This window comes from Flavobacterium bizetiae (assembly GCF_902804475.1).
Lineage (GTDB): Bacteria > Bacteroidota > Bacteroidia > Flavobacteriales > Flavobacteriaceae > Flavobacterium > Flavobacterium bizetiae.
This window is the reverse complement of record NZ_CADCSU010000180.1, coordinates 1-18401: the sequence shown is the minus strand read 5'-3', so window position 1 is coordinate 18401 and position 18401 is coordinate 1. Positions and strand designations below refer to the sequence as shown.

Sequence of the window (18401 nt, the reverse complement as noted above, 5' to 3'; positions counted from 1 at the left end):
GTATATAAATGAAGTATAAAATTTCCAGTAAAAGAATGTAAAATAAAATTTTATTAAGTATCGAATTTTCAGCAAAAATTAAACCTATAAAAAATAATAAGTGGAAAGATAAAATTCCAAAAGATTCATTTCTATGTTTTCTTGCTCTTAATTTATTTCTAAGTTTTATTCTATTCATAGTATTAGCTAGATTTTACTTTTATAATATCATTTAAATTTGTTGAAAAACAGGGTCACAAGCTATCTTGTCGCATTTTCCATTTTCGTTTTAAGTCTTGACTACCAAACTTTATTTTATCCCCCAACTTTAAATTCATTCTATCAAGAACATTCATTAAAACTTTATGTTTAGGGTTTTCATACTCGAACATAAAGAGTTGTTGTGTTTTATCTTGACTTATTCCCATTAGAATCACTCCGGCTTTTTTATATCTATATCCAGATTCAAAAATAGAATCAAGTGCAATTTGCGAATATTTATTCAATTCGAATGTAGAAGATGTTGGAAAAGGCAATTTTACTGTTTTAAAACCATGGTATTGTGGTGAGCCTTGACGAAAGCGATTTATGTAAATGAACACAATTAATTAATTCACAGTTACAATCCAACCTTTTGCTTTTCCTGTAAATCCTGAATGATTTGATAAATGTTTACGTAACCGTTCATCTAAACCTTCGGATGTATGACCTAAATAATATTGATTTAATGTCTTTGAGTATAAAATGTAGAAGAAATTCATATCAATTTTTATTAAATTATTTTAAACAAAAAAAGCCACTCGTTTAAGTCGCTTTTACATGAACGCAGAAGGATTCGAACCTTCGACCGTCCCGATTGGAAATCGGGATGCTCTATCAAGCTGAGCTATGCACTAAACCATTTCGATATAAAACAAAAATACCACTCAATTTGAGTGGTATTTTTATGTGAACTTGGAAGGAGTGAACACGAACCTTTTACTTGAAGATTTAAAGATTTTAAGTGAGTTATCTCTAACAAATGTCATTTAAATTATGAAAATACATTTCCTTTAATACATTGCTTTCTTCTTCTATCCACAAATCATCTTTTACTAGTTTAGTAATTAGTTCTTGGGCATTAGAAGAAAACAATTTTCTGTCTAGTCCTGAAAAATCTAATTTGTAATCCCATCTGCTATAATGTTTAAAAGAATTTGTTGGAAGATATAAGTGTGGTGTTGTTGGAACAAGAATTTTAACATCCACTCCTCTTTTTTTTAATTTGTTGCTTATTCTTTGATAAATTTTTAATCCATCAAAATCCCAATCACAACTGTAATAAATTGGGTAAATTAATTCCATCTCATCAATATCATCTACTATAGAAATATTGTTCCCTCCTACATACCACAATTTAACTTCAAGTTCGTTAGCATTCCATGGTTGTTTTAAAAAAGATTTATTCTCGCAGAGTATTATTGCTTTAGGATTTATATAGTCAACTACTAATCTATACTGCAGATCTTTATTTGATTGTGGAAATTCTTCAATTTCAAGAATTTTTAAGACAGCATTGCGAACACTATCCTTATGTTTTAAATATTTAGAGCCTGCATAATCGAAAATTTTTGCAGAAAAATCTTCAATATTTGACAGCTTATCCTTCAATTCATTTCTACTTTCGTAAATCAAAATCAACGTACGAATATCTTCTTCTGTGAAATTTTTGCCACCATCTGGGCGAATGTTCATTAGATTAAGAAAATCATAATAATATTTATAGGCGGCATAAAAATGATCTTCATAATACTCTTCATAACCATCTTGTGCTATCAATATTTTATTATTGCCTTTTTTTTGAGCAATTAAATCTGTTTGCATCATTAGATATCTTATGAAATCATTCTCTTGGATTTTAGCACCAGTTTTCTTTTTTTCATAAAGATCATGCAGGGCTTTTAGTACTGACCATGTGAGATCCTTGCTATTCAATTTCTTCAAAAATTTCATCTATATTTTCTGTTAATTGACCATTATGAAATATTCCTAAAGGAGGAACGTACGTTAAGCCAGTAGCATCTTTGTTATCTTGCATGATGTAAATATATTGTCCATCATCATTGATATCTCCGGCAGTTTCAATAGACATGCTTACAATTTGATAATTTTCCTTCTTGGCTAATTTATGCAACATTTCATAGTTGCTTCCTAAGCCCTCTGCTTCATCAATAGGCATAATTCGTATTCCTGACTGATCTTTATCTTCAATGAGGGATAATCTAGCAAGACATAATAGCGCGTTTGCAGTATATGTTTGTCCATTACTTCCTGAATTACTTTGCCCATCTTCTAATTTAATATCAAATAATAGATCAAAATATGAAAGAGGATTTAGTAGATCTTGGACTTTAGCTTCTCTAGTTCCGTTCGCCTCTCTAAAAACATTAATCATTATCTCATCAATATCTTGTTTACTACCATTACCCGAAGATGCAAATATTCCAACATCTTGCATTTCATTAGTTAGGCGTTTCCTGAAAATTTTCATCCAATCATCAGGATATCCCGGCGAGGGTTTATGTTGCAAAGTTGCGTAATTACCTCCTGTTATTTGATTTTTAGCCAAATATTTAGTTATTCTTTGAACGTTTGTCAAACAATCATTATAGATTTTTTGTACTTCATTAAATACATTATGAAGGATTTCTATTTTTCTAGAACCAATATGTTGCAAATCGTTTGTTAGTTCTGTTAGTCTTTTTTCGATTTGTTCTCCAATGAGATCCTCTTGAATTTGCTGCGTAGGAAAAACCGTTGGTAATAACTTATGAGCAAGTATACCAACTGAATAATCTTTCAAAATAATTTTGTCTTCTATTCCACTAGAGGCCCATTCATATGAAGCTTCAAATTTACTTCGGGATTCATTAATTACGTTTTCTTTAGGAAGATATTCTATTTCAATCAAATCTTCAGCAAAATTAAAATCACGATTATACTCAACCATAAACATTGTTCTTGCTTCATTCAAATTGATTATACTTAAACTATATTGTTCTTGGCATTTTTCAAAATGAACTTTAGTTTCATTATGTTCAACTTCTACATCATTGGCCATTTCATAAAGCTTGCTGAATGATGGAATAATATTAAAAAGCTCTTCTTCTAAGTTTTGGATTTTTTCCGACGTTATGTTTTTTTCAGATACAAGATTTTCTAACTGAACTTCAAGAGTCGAAATGTGATCACTTTCTTCCTTTTTCAATTTTTCGAAATCGATCGAACCATATTGTTTTCTCATATTGTTTTCGATTTCAGTAATCTTTTCTTGGTTAGCTTTATCAATCTGCCTACTACTTGTAAGATTCTCATAAGCAATATCATAAAACTCTTTATTACTTACATAATTTTCTAAGTTCTTTTCGGAGTTTTCGAAAATAGAGATATATTTTTCCAGTTCTGTAGAAGTTAATTCTGCAATCTCATCTACCTCTGTAAATATTTCATCTTGATTTGACTTATACAGAAAAAGCATTTTTTCCAATTCAGGATAACTTTCTAACTTTTCTTTTAATTTTTTAAAACTAATATATTTTTCTTTTAATTCTGCAAGTTGTCGTCTTATGGCATCTAAAGGCTCTTTGTTTAATTTGATTTGATCAACTGCTACATTCAAATATTGTTTTTCACAAGCCGTTATAAACTCATAAATACCATTTAACTCAAGCCAAAATCCTCCACTGTCCACTTCTGTCGTAATTGGCTTTTTAAATAGTTTTTCAGGAAAAGGAAGAAATCTTCCTTTTGGTGGCACCGGAGCTATTCTCGATAATGATTGAAAATGAATTAGTAAACTCTCTTCTTCAAGACTCAGGGGTAATGATAAATATTCTATTGCCCAATTAGCTAATGATGCCGGATTGTCAAGATCAGAAAAGACAAGCTGTACCTCTAACTTTTCAATACATAGTTCAAGGTCAGCTAGCTTTTTATTGCTTAATTTTCCTGCTTTTGAATAATCATTAAACCAATCTGATTTTTCTAAATCTTTTTGTAAATTATTATCTTTAAGGAAATTCTCAAATGTCTTGAGAGCCTCCACATCATTGATTTTAGAGCGTTCTGCTAAATGCCATTGTCGAATGGAGTCTAAATCGGCTCTATTATTATTGAACCAATTGTTAACCTTTTCTATAATATCTTTATATTTTGTACTTTCATCTAGTAATTTCTTGGCTCGATCTAAATCAGATATAAGTTTTTCCTCTTGCATCTCAGTATTTCTAATCTCATTTTTTAAATGAATTACTGCCTCATTTTGATTTTTAATATCAGACAGTTTTACATTAGCCAATTTTCTTTTGGTCAAAAGTCTTTTGATATTAATTGCTTGATGCTCTTGATTTGATTTTTGAAATTCTTTAAATTTAATAGCATTTTGTGTAAACCAAAAACTTACGTTTTCCAAACTGAACTTCATTTTAGATTGCTTAAAATTTTGAAAATCACGAAGTACATGTTCGATTTTTAGTTCTTTATCTTTGATTGTAGCAATTTCTTCCAACAAACGTTGGTGTTGTTGTTGGTCTAAATTAATATTTTGTACATCGTCTTGGTATTTATCAAAAAGTCGTTTCTGATCATCATCTCCAAAAAGAAATTTTTTCAGAGCATCTGAATCAGTAAAGAAACCTTTTCCTCTTGAAAATGAACGAATAATTGCTGCATAACTTTTTAGACTTTGCATATTTTGACTAAGATCTACTGCCAGTAAACCATTATTAAAAAGTAATTGATGATACTTTTTATTACTTACACCTTTAAGATATCCTGTATCTAAAGGAATTTTTTCCAAGTTTTGCAACGTTTCTATTTTTCCATCAACTAATAAATCCTTATAAAAAATAGGTTTGTCCATTGCGGATAATACTTCTTCAAAATCGTAACCAGATTGAATAATAAAAAAATGCATTTGACTGCTTGTAGTTTCCAAGTAACCTCCCAAGACAATATATCTTTTTGGTTCCACCTCAACATTGATGAAAATATAACCTCGACCATATTTCCCATCTTGGTTTTTAAGTGCCAGTCCACTTGTATCCCTTTGTTTTATACCTTCTGTTCCTGATTTGAAAACTTTTGAACCAACTAAAAGCAATTGAATAAAGTCAGCAATTAAACTTTTACCACTTCCACTTTCGCCACTAAAGTCTGTCCTGAAATCGTTAAATTTATAATCACAATTAAAGTGCTGTCTTACATTAAGTGTCGATAAACTATAAATTTTTGGTTGGAAATTAGCCATGATTTTTTCGTTTTATTATATTGTCAATCGCTTCAATTTGCGGATAATAGATCTTTCTTAATCTTTCAAATGAAGGTTGATAAATAAAAAAATCATTATCATTTACATCTCTTGCTATCCAGCCAAGTTGTTCAAATTCTGTAAATGCTCTATAGACCAGACCCTTTAACTTTTCTTCGTTCATATCTGAATCCGCATCACTTTCAATAGACGACACAATACGTTGCATTTTATTCAATAATTCATCGTATTCTTGATACAGTAAATTGATGAAATCCGATATTTTAGCTAACTCAATATTTCCATCAACTTTGTAAATCTTAAAAAAAATCAATCCAATCAGAATATATTCTGATTTAAGGTATTTTCGATACTGATTATCCGTTGGAATTTTACCTCTAGAACCTTCATGAAAATCAATATAGAAATAGGTATTCCATTCTTCTCCTTCTTTTTTGAGCAACATGTCAAAGAAGTCATCATAATAGGCTTGCAAACTAACAAAATGTTTATCTAAAAAGGCATAAAGCGAAACTGGTTTGGGGAAATTTCTCTGTATATGCATTCCTGATTTCAACAAATAATCAAGTTTAGCAAATGTATTTTTAGCTGCTTTATCTAACATAAACGCATAGCGTAAATTTAGATCCTTTTCAGTATCGTCATATTCCATAGTGAAAGATTTGCATAATTTGTATTACGATATTCGTTTTGATCGACAATTATTTCATATTGACAGCTATTACACTGTTTTATCAATTTATGAGCAGTTTTTACAGCAATATTAAGATCATTCTTTTCATCACTAAGAATTCTAAAAAAAAATGGAGAAAAATCGAGTTTTCCGTCTTGTTCAATTTGGTCTATAGCTTTTTTTACCCAATATTGTACTTTTTTCTTAAATTCAAGTTTTTCAATATTTTTTATCACCGTAACCCTTCTTCTTTCTTCATCTATTAATCTGACAACAGGCGGTAACGGCGATTTACTAACAAAATCTTTCTCCGTGAAAATATAAAATCGAGGGACAGATTCTGGGAGCCTAACACTAAATGATTCAATTTCATCAGGGAATACGAGTCTCTTGGATTGATTATCTTGACGCAGATAAGAAGCATTGTCTAATAAATAATGAAGAAACTTATCTGTTTTTCTATCAAGTTCTCTTTGATTGAATTCAAAAATAAATTCACGAATGCGTGGCTTTATCTTGTCGATACGTATGCTTACTTGATCTAAATGATTCCGCACTTTTTGATTGTAATCTAATATATAATTAATACTATCCAGAAGTTCAAAATTTTCTTGATTTTTAAGCATGTTCTGTAAGATATCATCTATATCGTAAGTGATTTGAAAGCCCTTGGTCAATTCGTAAGTATGCTGTTTAATCTGATCTAATCCTGCACTTATGGTATCAATTACTTGAATAATATTTGCTTGAGGTTCTTTGATCTGGAAACGAAATTCGTCAACAGATTCGCTCACTTGCTGATCCAATATTTCAATTTGCAAGGCAAGTTCATTGCTTCTATGATTGAAATGGTCGTCTATCCAAATCAAGATCTCAGCAGGATTTTTTTCAAGACTTGTTATTAAAGTATCTAGTAAATGCTTGAATAAACGTTCTATTTTTGCAGGATGATAGCTTTCTGAGAGACGTTTGAATACTTTCTGACAAAATTCTTCTCCATAGTTTTTAAATCCATACACTTTTCTTTTCCTGTCTCTCCAAAGAAAGAATTCTTGTAGACGTAGAATAATTGTATTGTTTCTATTATTTTCTTCTCTTTGTGAACCTCCTAAATCAGCAAGAACTTTATTTATGATTTGTATGATCTGGTCTTCCGTAAATTCCTGCTTTTGGTATTTTTGGTATAATGCAAGAATGATCAATCCATCTTCTTTATTGGGGATGAGCTGATAATAGCGTGGCTTCGCTTCAGAATATAAATCTATTTCTTTCATCTGCTTCTTCGATAAGTATAAATATGATTATTCATAATTATTCTGGGTGAAAGTATTTTGATCATTTCCAAATTTTTCGTGTAAGCTAACCCAAAATCGTGAGGGAGGGTACGAAAATATTTTTTCTCCCCATCTTGTTTGTTTTGTAAACGATTCTGACCTTAAAAGAATACATGCTTTCTTTGCTCGACTGATACATACGTAAAAAAGTCTTTGATCCTCACTCAGTGCAATCTCATCATTTAAATTTAAATAATACGGAAAATTTCCTTCTTCCATTCCTAACAAAATTACAACTTCAAACTCAAGACCTTTTGAGCTATGCCTAGTAGTAATAGTTACTTCATTTTCGGGCGATCCAAGATTTGCAAATCTTTTAATTTTTGAATCTTTTAGATTACGCAGTTTTGCTTCACTTAATAATTTATCTAAATTATCAATTTCATTAGGATAAATTTCTGAGTTTATAAGTGTATCCCTAAGTTTCAATTCATCTGTAATATGACGTAACCATTCATAACAATCATTACTTTCTAAGCTATTGGTAAGTACTTTATGAAATATAGTTTTTAGATAAATATCGACATTGTTTTTTCTTGAATCATTATGGATATTTATTAAATTTCTCCAAAAAATAAATAATTTCTCAAATGATTGCGTTTCTTTGTCTATGCACCATTGCGCGCAATCTTGTAACCATACAACAACTGCACTATTTTCAAAGCTCCATTTGACAATAAAAAAAGGTATTTCTTCTTGTTTCATGAAAATAGCCATGTGCTGAATTTGCGAATTAGAGCTGGCTATAATTCCAATCTCATTTAAAGCAATTTCCCTAGCTAACAAATTAGGAATTATTTTTTTTGCGATAACCTCATATTGAGGTTCCATTCCATTATCGCAACTAATAAAGGTGAAATCTGCAATATCATCTTTTCTCTTACCAGCCACATATTTTGGATAAGGGGGAACGGGTTTAAGAGCTTCAATCGAAGCATCGATAATGTGTTGAGAACTTCTATAATTAGACACAAGTTCAATTGTCTTTAGGTTGTCATTATCGGTAAGCTCTAATAAAAAATCTGGGTAACCTCCATTAAATCCATAAATCGACTGATTCGTATCTCCAACTGCATATAGTTTTATTCCTGCGTAAAATACTAATTCGAGAACCATTTCGTGAAGTGCTTTTCCTAAATCTTGATACTCGTCTACTAATAACCAAGGGAATTGACTTCTTAAAGTTTCTCGGACATATTCTTGTTCATTTATTATTTTAGCAGAAAGATTGATAATATTGGTAAAATCAATGTATTCAGTTTCACTAATTTTTGCTTCATAAATTTTAGCAGCCTTTATAATTAACTCGGACGACTCCATATTGACTAAACTGCGTCCTTGTAGGGAAAGAGATCTATGCTTATTGATATCAGACAGAGATAATTTATATGGATCTTCAATGCTTAAATCCTTAAGTGTAGAATGATAAAGTTTATTTTCTATATCATTAGGAAGGATTTTGATAGGATATATTACATTGTATTCAGGATATAAATGTGCAAAAGGTTGAATTACATGTAATAAACTAAAACTGTGAACTGTTCCTATAAAATCTTTGTTACTTGCGGTGTAACCATAACTCTTTAATCGTTTTTTAAGTTCTCTAACAGATTCTCTACTGTAACTGATACATGCTAGTCCACAAGGCTTATGAATGTGACTCTTTGCAAGAGTTACTGCCTTTAGGGTTAATACCCGTGTTTTACCACTACCGGGACCCGCAATAATTACGGAGTTGCTCATTGATTGATAAGCTTCGTATTGCTTATCATCTTTTTTTATTAGTTCTAAATCTTCAAAAAATAAATTATTCATAAGAATCTTTAACTTTTTCAACTATTGCTTCAATACCTTCAATTATATAACTAGGAACTAGTTCAGTAGTTAAGTTATCAGCAAGACGTTGCGCAAAGCGTCCCTTACTAATATTACCCTCAATTTTTTTAAGTGCTAACCAATAATCTTCTGCATCGATAGCTTCTTCAAAATTCTCCTGCATTTCATCTCCTCCTGATTTCAACTCCTTGTAAACTTTTTTGAGTATTTCAATTCCAGTATCATCTGCATCATTCATCATATCAACTTCAAGAGTATATTCCCCTATAAAACATCCTTTAGCTCTAATTTCGTCTTCATCCAATTCGTCATCTTCTGCTATGATTCCAAGTGTAGAAAGAATTTTTAAAACATTTTCATTCCCTTTGTATCCAAATTCTCGACCTGTATCTTTATCCATTATATGGTAAATTCGCTTGGTCTTAGAATTACCTTTTTCATCAACATATTCTTCAACCTCATAATAATCACCATCAGTAAATAATACCCAAGGAATATAAAGAGCTTCTAGTAATTGAATATAAGGCTTAAAATTCGTGGAATCAATATTACAAACTACAATTCCGAAATTATCTAAGTTTTTTTCTATCAACTCTGCAGCAGCAGAAATAAAATATTCTTCTGTTATGCCTTCTGCCAGAATAATTCCTTTACCAAAATAAATCTCCCCTCGTTTAGCATCAATATAACGTTCAATATCTTTTTTCTCTTTACGCGATAATGATAAGTTGACCGTGGAGAAAACTTTACTGCTGTCGTCTATCTTTCGAATATGCACAATATAATTGAGTGGAGTTACGGATGTGATATAGGTTGAATGTGAAGTAAATATTACCGATGTATTACTACTATGAAGAACTTCTCGATAAATCAATCGTTGTAATGTAGGATGCAAATGTGCTTCTGGCTCTTCTACTGCTAAAATTGTAAATGCTTGGTGCCTATAGTTATGTTCATCCATGAAATCGTACAAAGATTCTATATCACTCTCTTCTATTTCTTTTTTTAGGACATGATTTCCTTTATCGCTTAATTCATATAATTTTGACAGTATTCCTTTTTCATCCTCAGTTAGTAGCAACTCAAATTGTTCAGCTTTTATTATAGGCAAAATTGTTTTGTCTTTTAATAAAATGAGCATCAAAGAGATGTATAGAATATTAGCTAGTCCTAAACTTAATTCGGATACAGGCCTTTCCTTTAATCCCATATAGACCTGCAATGTATAGAGTAGTCTTTCAGTATCAATATCAAAAGTCCTTAATGTTATTTTATGATCCGTTTGAATTCCTGATAAAGAGGCAAAGCGATTGGAAAGAATCTCTTTAATATGAACAATTTCATCCAATTCTAGAATTCCTTCTGCGGCTTCTTTCAGAGCCTCAGATATTTCTTCCAAATCCTGTGTAGATACTTCGTATTGTTTAACCAGTTTATATAAAGGAGAATTCTTATTTGATTTAAGTTCTCTTTCAACATCTCTCAATGCTTTTATAACATAAATGTTAATGTAACTTCGATCTTCATTCGTGAATCTGTTATCTTCACTACTACCTTTAAAAATAATATATTTATAATTGATTATTTTTCCGAACTCATCTCTGTTAGCTACAAACTTGTAAGTAAATCGTAATATTGGAGGATCTGCTGATATTATAGCATCAACAAATTGTGCTTTAAGTTTACTGTTATGCTCATAGCCTTTTATCTCTAAATTAATCTCAATTTCTTCCCCATTTTCCATTGGTTTATCAATACTATCGTGGAAATCTTCGGGGGTTAATTGTCTATCTGAATCAGAGTAGTCTTTGTCCAAAATGAGTTGTATAGCTCTTAAAAAGTTGGTTTTTCCAACATTATTTTCGCCTATGATTACCTGTTTATGATCTAATTCTACATCAACATTCAGAAAATTTCGGAAGTTTTTTATTTGAACTCTAGATATGTATGGGTTTTTATGCTGTGCCATTTTTATTTTATATTTGTTTTTAGGTAGATTGACTTAATTCAGGAAAATATTTTTTCAAAGATTATTTCTAATTCGCATACCTCCAGTTCATCAATTTTGATTGTTGGTAAATGCTGTCTACAATCCTCATGCCCTCCGAGGATTCCCACAGCATTCAGTGCTTTGGTTGGCTTATCGTCGCCCGTAACGCCTTTGGGATAGTAGCTTTCTATAGCTCCATGAGAAAGGATAAAAATATCAATGGATCTTAATGCTGCTAACAGAGAATATTTCTCGGGAATTTCTATAGTCTTATCTGTAAATACTCTTCGTCTCAGATTATTTTCCTCTTCTATGAATAAAAAATCAATTTCAAACGTTTCTTCTTCAGTTAATGCTTTACCAGCTTTTATTTTTAGACCTAGTTCTTTTAGCTTATTATATCGTTCCTTCCAAGAGTATCTTCTTAGTAACTCTTTTATTTTACTTCCAGGTAAATCTGCCTGTATGCCTTGTTCATCAGCTATTTTATCAAGTACACCCAACAACTGTTCTCTTTGTTTTTTTAACTCTTCTGAGACCGTAAATTTTTCAAAACCATCAATCAAAGCATCCGAATCGACGATACAGAAGCATTTTATTTGAAAAAACCCGTAGAAATCAGTAAATCTTTTAACATTAGATTTTCCATTTATTGAAATGATTGGAATGTTATGAGCATCAAAATCCCATTCTGGATTTAGGAGTTTAGCTGTCTCCTTCAGATAAATTATATCTGAATCGCCTTCGACCAAAAGTACTTTGCTTGAGAAAAAGGCAGCTGTGTTGTTTTCATAGCATATAATCTGAAATGCGTCTTTTGCAGCCATCTCTTTTAGAAGATTGACCGTTAAGAACTTGCCATATGGCTTTCCTGCATCTGGATATTCTTTTACTACCTTAACAAAAGTTCCTGTGGAATTCGGTGAAAAAAACATGGGTGAATGTGTAGTAACGAAAACCTGATTATTTACCTCGGTTAGTTTCTCTAATGCTGCAAATAATATTTTTTGCGCACTCGGATGCAGGTATAATTCAGGCTCTTCAAATAGAAAAAGATATGGTTGCTCACTTACTTCGACGGCAACTTCTGCAACCTCTTGATTTTCTTCTACATCGACTTTTTTCAAAGCCCCAGCCTCTTTTCGTTGTTCTTTATATTGCTCAACAAATGTTCTTAGTAATGCAAAAGTTACAGCTCTTTTAATACCATCTCCCTTTGTTTCAATAATATCCCTTACACCGTCATCAATTAGTAATCTAGCATTAGTAAATACTTGTTTTAACTCTGGTTTAGGTATTTCAATTTCTATTTTTGATTTTGGAAAATTTTCTGAGAGGAATGAACCAATTTGTTTCTCTATATCTTGTAATTTTTCAATTCTATTGTCAGTAATCTGTTCGGCTTCTCTAACTACGTTTAGCAATTTATGCAAATCATCAAATGAATCAGTTATCCTTTCAAAATGTTCTGACTTTTCAAGAAACCTCATTAAGATACCTAAGAGTTTTCCGAAAGTTGCTGATTCTTTTGATTTAATATCATCCTTAAGATCCTTAACTGCAGCAATATAAATAGGTTCTGGCAAAAGAATTTTAATACTGTTTTCAATACCTGTAGGCAAAGGTGAAAGTTTCATTTCTTTTTGTTCAACAGGTAATTCATCTATAATTTCATCAAGTTTTGCAAAAACATCTTTTTGTGTAGTTAGCCCATCAAATTTGTCTTTATGTTCAGAAAGTATCTCTATAACTGCTACTGAAATATCTTTACCTCTTTTCCCCTTCATTAATTCTCCAATGACATTTTTTGCGTATTTTCCCTCTTTGGGAGTAAGTCGACTACATAGCAATTCAGATTTTCCATCTGTATAATAGTAACGGGTTAATGTTAGTTTATCATCAATAATTATTTCTTTAATTCTATCACGGTGATCAGGAGATAATCGATTTATGTCTCCCTCTTTTACATCTGAAAAAGTGAGTTCAATTTCAATAGCTTCTTCTTCATTGAAAAAATCAGATTTGCTTAAACTGCTACCTGAAAAGAACAGACTTGTTGCTAATAATATTGTTGATTTTCCAGCGTTATTCTCACCAATAATACAAATGAAAAGTGAAGCATCTAGTTCATCAGATTTTATACCCCTGTAATTCTTAATTTTTACACTTGATACATACATACTATTAAATTTTCTATAAATAAGTTATAAATTGTCAACTTCTACGATACTCTTCCCATTCTGCTGTTTACTCACTTTAATCTGTACAGGAATTCTTTCCGTCATTTCTTGAACGTGGGAAATCACGCCAACCTTACGCCCTTGATTGTGTAATCGTTCTAGAGCATCCATCGCGATATTGAGCGTAGTAGGATCTAATGAACCAAAACCTTCATCGATAAATAGAGATTCTACTTTCATACGGCTTGAGGATAACGAAGCGAGACCTAACGCAAGAGCAAGTGATACCAAGAAAGATTCTCCACCAGAAAGTGAATAAACTGTACGTATCTCATCTCCCATGTCCTGATCTACTACTTGCAAACCAAGAGTAGTTGGAATACGTTCAATTTTATATCTGCTCGTGAGTTCCTGCAAATGAATATTGGCATAGCCCAGCAGAACGTCAAGTGTATATTCTTGTGCAATCTGTCTGAATTTTTTACCATCAGCAGAACCTATAATTTCGTTTAATTTACTCCATTTTTCTGTTATATCAGCTTGTTCCCCAATGTTTGTGAGTAATGCGCTTATCTGGGTTTTGTTGGTTTCATTTTGTTGTAATTTAAAACCAATCTCGCCCTTTTTCTGCTTTTGTTGTTCAGTCTCAGGTTTTTTAATAGCAATCAACTCATTCAATTCATCTAATGAGCGCTCTGATAATGCCGTTTGTTTATGAGCATCTAGTAATTGTTTCCTTTCATCGAGGATAGAAGTTGCTTTCGTTACTTCTTCCTCAATGAATTGCAATGCATTGCGTTCGGCTTCTATCCAACTGTTTTGTAATGCTAGCAGCTCATAAAGTGTTTCTGTACTTAGCAATTGACCGTTCTTGTGATTGTAATCACTAAGCCAGTTTTCTATTTTTTGTGCTGTTGCTGTTGCATCAATCTGCAATGTATTTATCGTATCTTCTAATTCTTCTTTTTGGGTATTGGCTTTTGTTAAATCAATACTCAGCTGTTGCAGCATTTCTCTAAACTGATCCAACTTTTGTTGTGCCTTTTCTACAGATTGTTTCAACTCTAATTCCAATTGCTCTGCAGGTCTTCCACCAAAAATATTAGCACGATCTTGAGCAATAATCTGATAGCTTTGATACTGTGTGGTATACGTTAAGGTCTTTTTAGTAAGCTCTGCTGTAAGATTTTGAGATTGGCTTTCTAGCTCTTTCAAAGTTGCTGCAAGTACACTTTTTTGACCAATGTATTGCTCCAGTTCTTCGGAGTATTGTTTCCAGGTTTGTGAAAAACTCGCAATATCATTAGTAAAATTGATTGGTGCAGCCTTCCATTTAGCCATCCAGTCTGAGCTTGTGAAGTATGGTGAAAGTAACTCTTCTACTAAAACAAGATCGGAAGTTGCTTTGTCACGTTCTCTAGTTTTGCTGCTTAGTTGTTCCTGATAAATTGATAGTTTGCTCTTCAAATCTTTAACTTCATTACCAAGAGTTTCAACAATTTCTTTTAAAGCATCGTTTTTATTTTTATCTACCTCCAGTTGTTGCTTTTGGCTGGAATGAGCTTGTATTTTTGAAATTAAATCAGCCTGTTTTGCTTTAAGTTCTTGTAATTTTCCCTCTATCCATTCAGCCTTTTTTTCATCGGAAAGTGTTAGGGTTTCTTTAGCAATATCAAATTGCTCCCAGATCTGCTTGTTCTTTTCCTGGTCTACCAGTTTTATCTTAATCTCTTCTTCTTGATTCTGAATAGTTTGATGCAAGATTTGAAATGCTTGTTCCAAAGCATTATGTTTTCTGAAACTGTTTAAGTAAATACGCTCTTTTTCATCATAAGCATCTGTTAACACCTTCAATACATTTTCCAAATGCGGATTATGTTCGGCATAAGGGTGAGTTTTACTACCACATACTGGACAAGGTTCATCATCAATCAATCCCTTTCTAAGCGATTCTACATTTTCGGCGGATGCCAGAATAGCTTGCTGCAATATTTGAGATGCAGTTTCTTTTTCCGCATTTTCTACTATTAATTGTTGTGAAAGTTGTTTTAAGGCCTGCTGATTTATCGGATAATCAGACTGATCTTTAATTTGTTTATTTTTTAAAATATCTATGTATGTTAAAGCACCATGAAACAATGACCAATGAGCTTGTGCTTTTATAGTATTTTCAACAGTATTATCTATCGCAATCTTATCCAACTGTATGGTTTCAATAGGAATTAGCAGCAACTCTTTTGATTTAACAGCATAGATTTTGGTTAAATTTTGCCATTCAAAAGCTTTTTTTTCCAAATTAGATTCGGCTTCATTTTTTTTAGTTTCATCTATCTTAATCTGATCTTGCAATTGATTAAGTACTGTAGTTGAAGATTGAAAAATTTCCAATAGCTTTTGAGCATCTTGTAATTTGGACAAAATAATTTCTTTATTTTCAGCAACCGGTCTACGCTCCTTATTTTCATTCTTCCAATCCATTATGATTTTAATATGAGTAGAAACCCCGGAAAACTCAGTTTGTTTACCCGTGAGAACCTTTTGATGTTGATTTATAGCTGCTGTAGCATCATTTGCATCTTGTTTTGCTTTTTGCAGTTGCTCTCTTTTTTCAACAATTATCGTATCCAATTTTTTGGCTTGTTCTAAAATTGGAAGAGCATCATTCAAAGCTTTATTATTTGCAGTCAATGCAGTTCCCGAAGCTACAATCTCATCATTCAACTTTTCTTTTTTTTCTTCTAATGACTTTATAGCCTCCTTCAAAGTAATTAAGTTAGCTGTTTTTTCAGCATGTTGATTTTGTACGTGTTTCAAAGCATCTACCCAGCTCCTAGTTTGTTGAATCGCCTCAGTAACAATCAATTTTTGTTTGCGGGGAAGTGCATTTATTTTTTCTTCATTTGCAGTTTGTAATGAGATTTGCGCATTCTGATAATTGGTTTGTAACAGGGAAAACTGTTCCTGCCAAACAATTTCTGCTGCTAAAATTTCTATCTCTTTTTCTAAACTTTTAATTTGAATCTCCAAAATTCCTTGTTCCTCCACCAAACTCTTTTGTTCTTCGTCAGTTAGAATAATAACTCCATCTTTTCGTAAATTAAGATCTCGAAGTTGTTGTTCTTCTACTTTATATTTTTCAAATATTTTTTTTGAAATTTCAGAATAGATATGGGTTCCTGTGAGTTTTTCGAGTAAAGAAGATTTTTCATCTTTATTAGCTTTCATAAAGGCAGTAAAATCACCTTGTGCCAGCAATACTGATCGGGTAAATTGTTCGAAATTTAAGCCTACCAAACGTGCAATCTCATTCAAGATCTCTTGCTTTTTACCTGGAATGACAGTATTGGAGCTGATATTTGTCAATGTTATAGAATCTGATTGCATACTACCCTCGGCCTTATTTCGAGCACGTCTTACACTCCAAATAGCACGATAATTTTGCTCATCAATACCTCTAAAATCTACTTCAGCAAAACCCTCAGAAGTTCCGTCTCTTAAAATACCCCGAACATCACTTTGGTTCAATTTGCTTCCTTGGACATCATGAATTTCAATTCCTATTTCTTTTGCCTGTAGGTAGCGGGGTGTTTTTCCATATAAAGCAAGACATATTGCATCTAATATAGTTGATTTTCCTGCTCCCGTAGCTCCAGTGATAGCAAAAATTCCCACAGAACACAATGGTTCGGTTGTAAAATCGATCTCTGTATTACCTTCTAAAGAAGCTAGATTTTTTATTCGAATAGCTAATATTTTCATGTTATTCGGCCGTTTGGTTAATTTCCTGCGTCACTTGCTGGAAAAGTTGCAGAATCGTATCTGGGATTTCACTATTGTAACGCTGTTGGTACACTTTATCAAATATATCTATAGGCTGTAATTCGTTCAATTTTTCTGGCGTAATAAATTCGGATACTTGCTGCGTTGATGATGGATATTTCACATCAATTTTAGCTAACCTTACTTTTTTACCCATTAGTGCAGTTTCTATTTTGTGTCGTAAAGCAGGTTCAGGCCCTTCCAGTAATATACGAACTTCCAGATATGGAAAAGGTTCTTTGATATCATCCGGTTCTGATAAATTCTCTAATAATCCAATGACTTCATGCAACGGCTGAGGAGCTTGTGGAATTCTTTGAAGTGGCACAGATACTGGAATTTCTATGGATTTTAATTCGCTAATTTCCTTGTCTAGTTTAAAAACAATAACTTGATGTTTATAATTTAGTTCAGAAAAAGACATTGGTAATGGGCTTCCAGAATATCTAATATGATCTTGTCCACCTATTCTCTGTGCTTTATGAATGTGCCCTAGTGCTACATATTTTATATCTTCGTGAAATGCACTAGCTGGAATACATTCTACACCTCCCATAATAAGTCTTTCTGCTTTATCTAAATCACTTACTTCTGCGTGATGTGTATGTAAATGCCCCATAGCAATTATGGTTTGTCCATCTTGCTTTCTTAAAGTAACATATTCAAACGCCTCTTTATATAATGCAGTTACACCTTCAGTGTAAGGATTTGCACAATTTAATAATGTTGGATAGTCACCCATGCGTAAAAATGGAATCGCAAGACACCATATTTTTACATTTTTAGAATCATCATAAATAGGCACAAGCAGCTTTTCGTAATCTATATTACCATCTACATCTTTTTCAACTATGCCTACAATATGTACATTAGATGATTCCAATAAGGGTTTTGGAGCCTCTAAACGAGATGCCGAATCGTGATTACCTGCTGTAATTACTATTTGTATATCAGGATTTATTTTAATCGCATTCTTTAAAAAAGAATAAAACATTTTTATTGATGAGGCAGATGGATTTGAAATATCAAAAATATCTCCACTAACAAGTAAAACATCTATTTCTTCTGTTTGTAAAGTAGCAATTAGCCAGCTTAAAAACTGTTGATGTTCGTAAGTGCGGTCGTATTCGTGAAACAATTGGCCTATATGCCAATCTGCAGTATGTAGAATCTTCATATTTACTTTGCTTTTAATAAGTACACTTTGAACTATATTATAAAAGATAATTCAAATATCATTCTTTAGTACGTATCCATTTTACGGAAAACCATATTGCTGTTA

General features: G+C 31.9%; 11 protein-coding genes and 1 tRNA gene. All 12 read right to left on the bottom strand.

The window, feature by feature from the left end; genetic code table 11:
• Positions 1-233 precede the first annotated feature (233 nt).
• Entirely contained in the window at positions 234-581 is a 348-nt protein-coding gene (locus FLACOL7796_RS22465; RefSeq protein WP_394367915.1) for a DUF4113 domain-containing protein, read from the bottom strand.
• Positions 582-587: 6 nt separating this feature from the next.
• Complete coding sequence (locus FLACOL7796_RS22460) at positions 588-740, bottom strand: GIY-YIG nuclease family protein (protein WP_173973013.1); 153 nt, start codon at positions 738-740, stop codon at positions 588-590.
• Between the two features lie 59 nt (positions 741-799).
• Positions 800-874 (bottom strand) — tRNA-Gly (locus FLACOL7796_RS22455).
• A 119-nt stretch (positions 875-993) separates the two neighbouring features.
• Complete coding sequence (locus FLACOL7796_RS22450) at positions 994-1971, bottom strand: hypothetical protein (protein WP_173973012.1); 978 nt, start codon at positions 1969-1971, stop codon at positions 994-996.
• The gene (locus FLACOL7796_RS22445) at positions 1946-5266 is read right to left on the bottom strand and encodes a ring-infected erythrocyte surface antigen domain-containing protein (protein WP_173973011.1); all 3321 of its coding nucleotides are present in this window, start codon (positions 5264-5266) and stop codon (positions 1946-1948) included. The genes FLACOL7796_RS22450 and FLACOL7796_RS22445 overlap by 26 nt, the downstream gene beginning before the upstream one ends.
• The gene (locus tag FLACOL7796_RS22440; RefSeq protein ID WP_173973010.1) at positions 5259-5939 is read right to left on the bottom strand and encodes a condensin complex protein MksE; all 681 of its coding nucleotides are present in this window, start codon (positions 5937-5939) and stop codon (positions 5259-5261) included. Before FLACOL7796_RS22440 ends, FLACOL7796_RS22445 begins: the two co-directional genes overlap by 8 nt.
• Positions 5909-7234: a hypothetical protein gene (locus FLACOL7796_RS22435; protein ID WP_173973009.1), complete on the bottom strand. Its 1326-nt coding sequence runs from the start codon at positions 7232-7234 to the stop codon at positions 5909-5911. Before FLACOL7796_RS22435 ends, FLACOL7796_RS22440 begins: the two co-directional genes overlap by 31 nt.
• A 27-nt stretch (positions 7235-7261) precedes the next feature.
• Entirely contained in the window at positions 7262-9109 is a 1848-nt protein-coding gene (locus tag FLACOL7796_RS22430) for a UvrD-helicase domain-containing protein (RefSeq protein ID WP_173973008.1), read from the bottom strand.
• Positions 9102-11099, bottom strand: coding sequence for an ATP-dependent nuclease (locus FLACOL7796_RS22425; RefSeq protein ID WP_173973007.1), 1998 nt, complete (start codon positions 11097-11099; stop codon positions 9102-9104). Before FLACOL7796_RS22425 ends, FLACOL7796_RS22430 begins: the two co-directional genes overlap by 8 nt.
• Before the next feature lie 38 nt (positions 11100-11137).
• Positions 11138-13300: an AAA family ATPase gene (locus FLACOL7796_RS22420; protein ID WP_173973006.1), complete on the bottom strand. Its 2163-nt coding sequence runs from the start codon at positions 13298-13300 to the stop codon at positions 11138-11140.
• A gap of 24 nt (positions 13301-13324) precedes the next feature.
• A complete protein-coding gene (locus tag FLACOL7796_RS22415; protein WP_173973005.1) occupies positions 13325-17059 on the bottom strand; it encodes an AAA family ATPase in 3735 nt (1244 codons plus the stop codon).
• A 1-nt stretch (position 17060) separates the two neighbouring features.
• The gene (locus FLACOL7796_RS22410; RefSeq protein WP_173973004.1) at positions 17061-18296 is read right to left on the bottom strand and encodes an exonuclease SbcCD subunit D; all 1236 of its coding nucleotides are present in this window, start codon (positions 18294-18296) and stop codon (positions 17061-17063) included.
• Between the last annotated feature and the right edge of the window lie 105 nt (positions 18297-18401).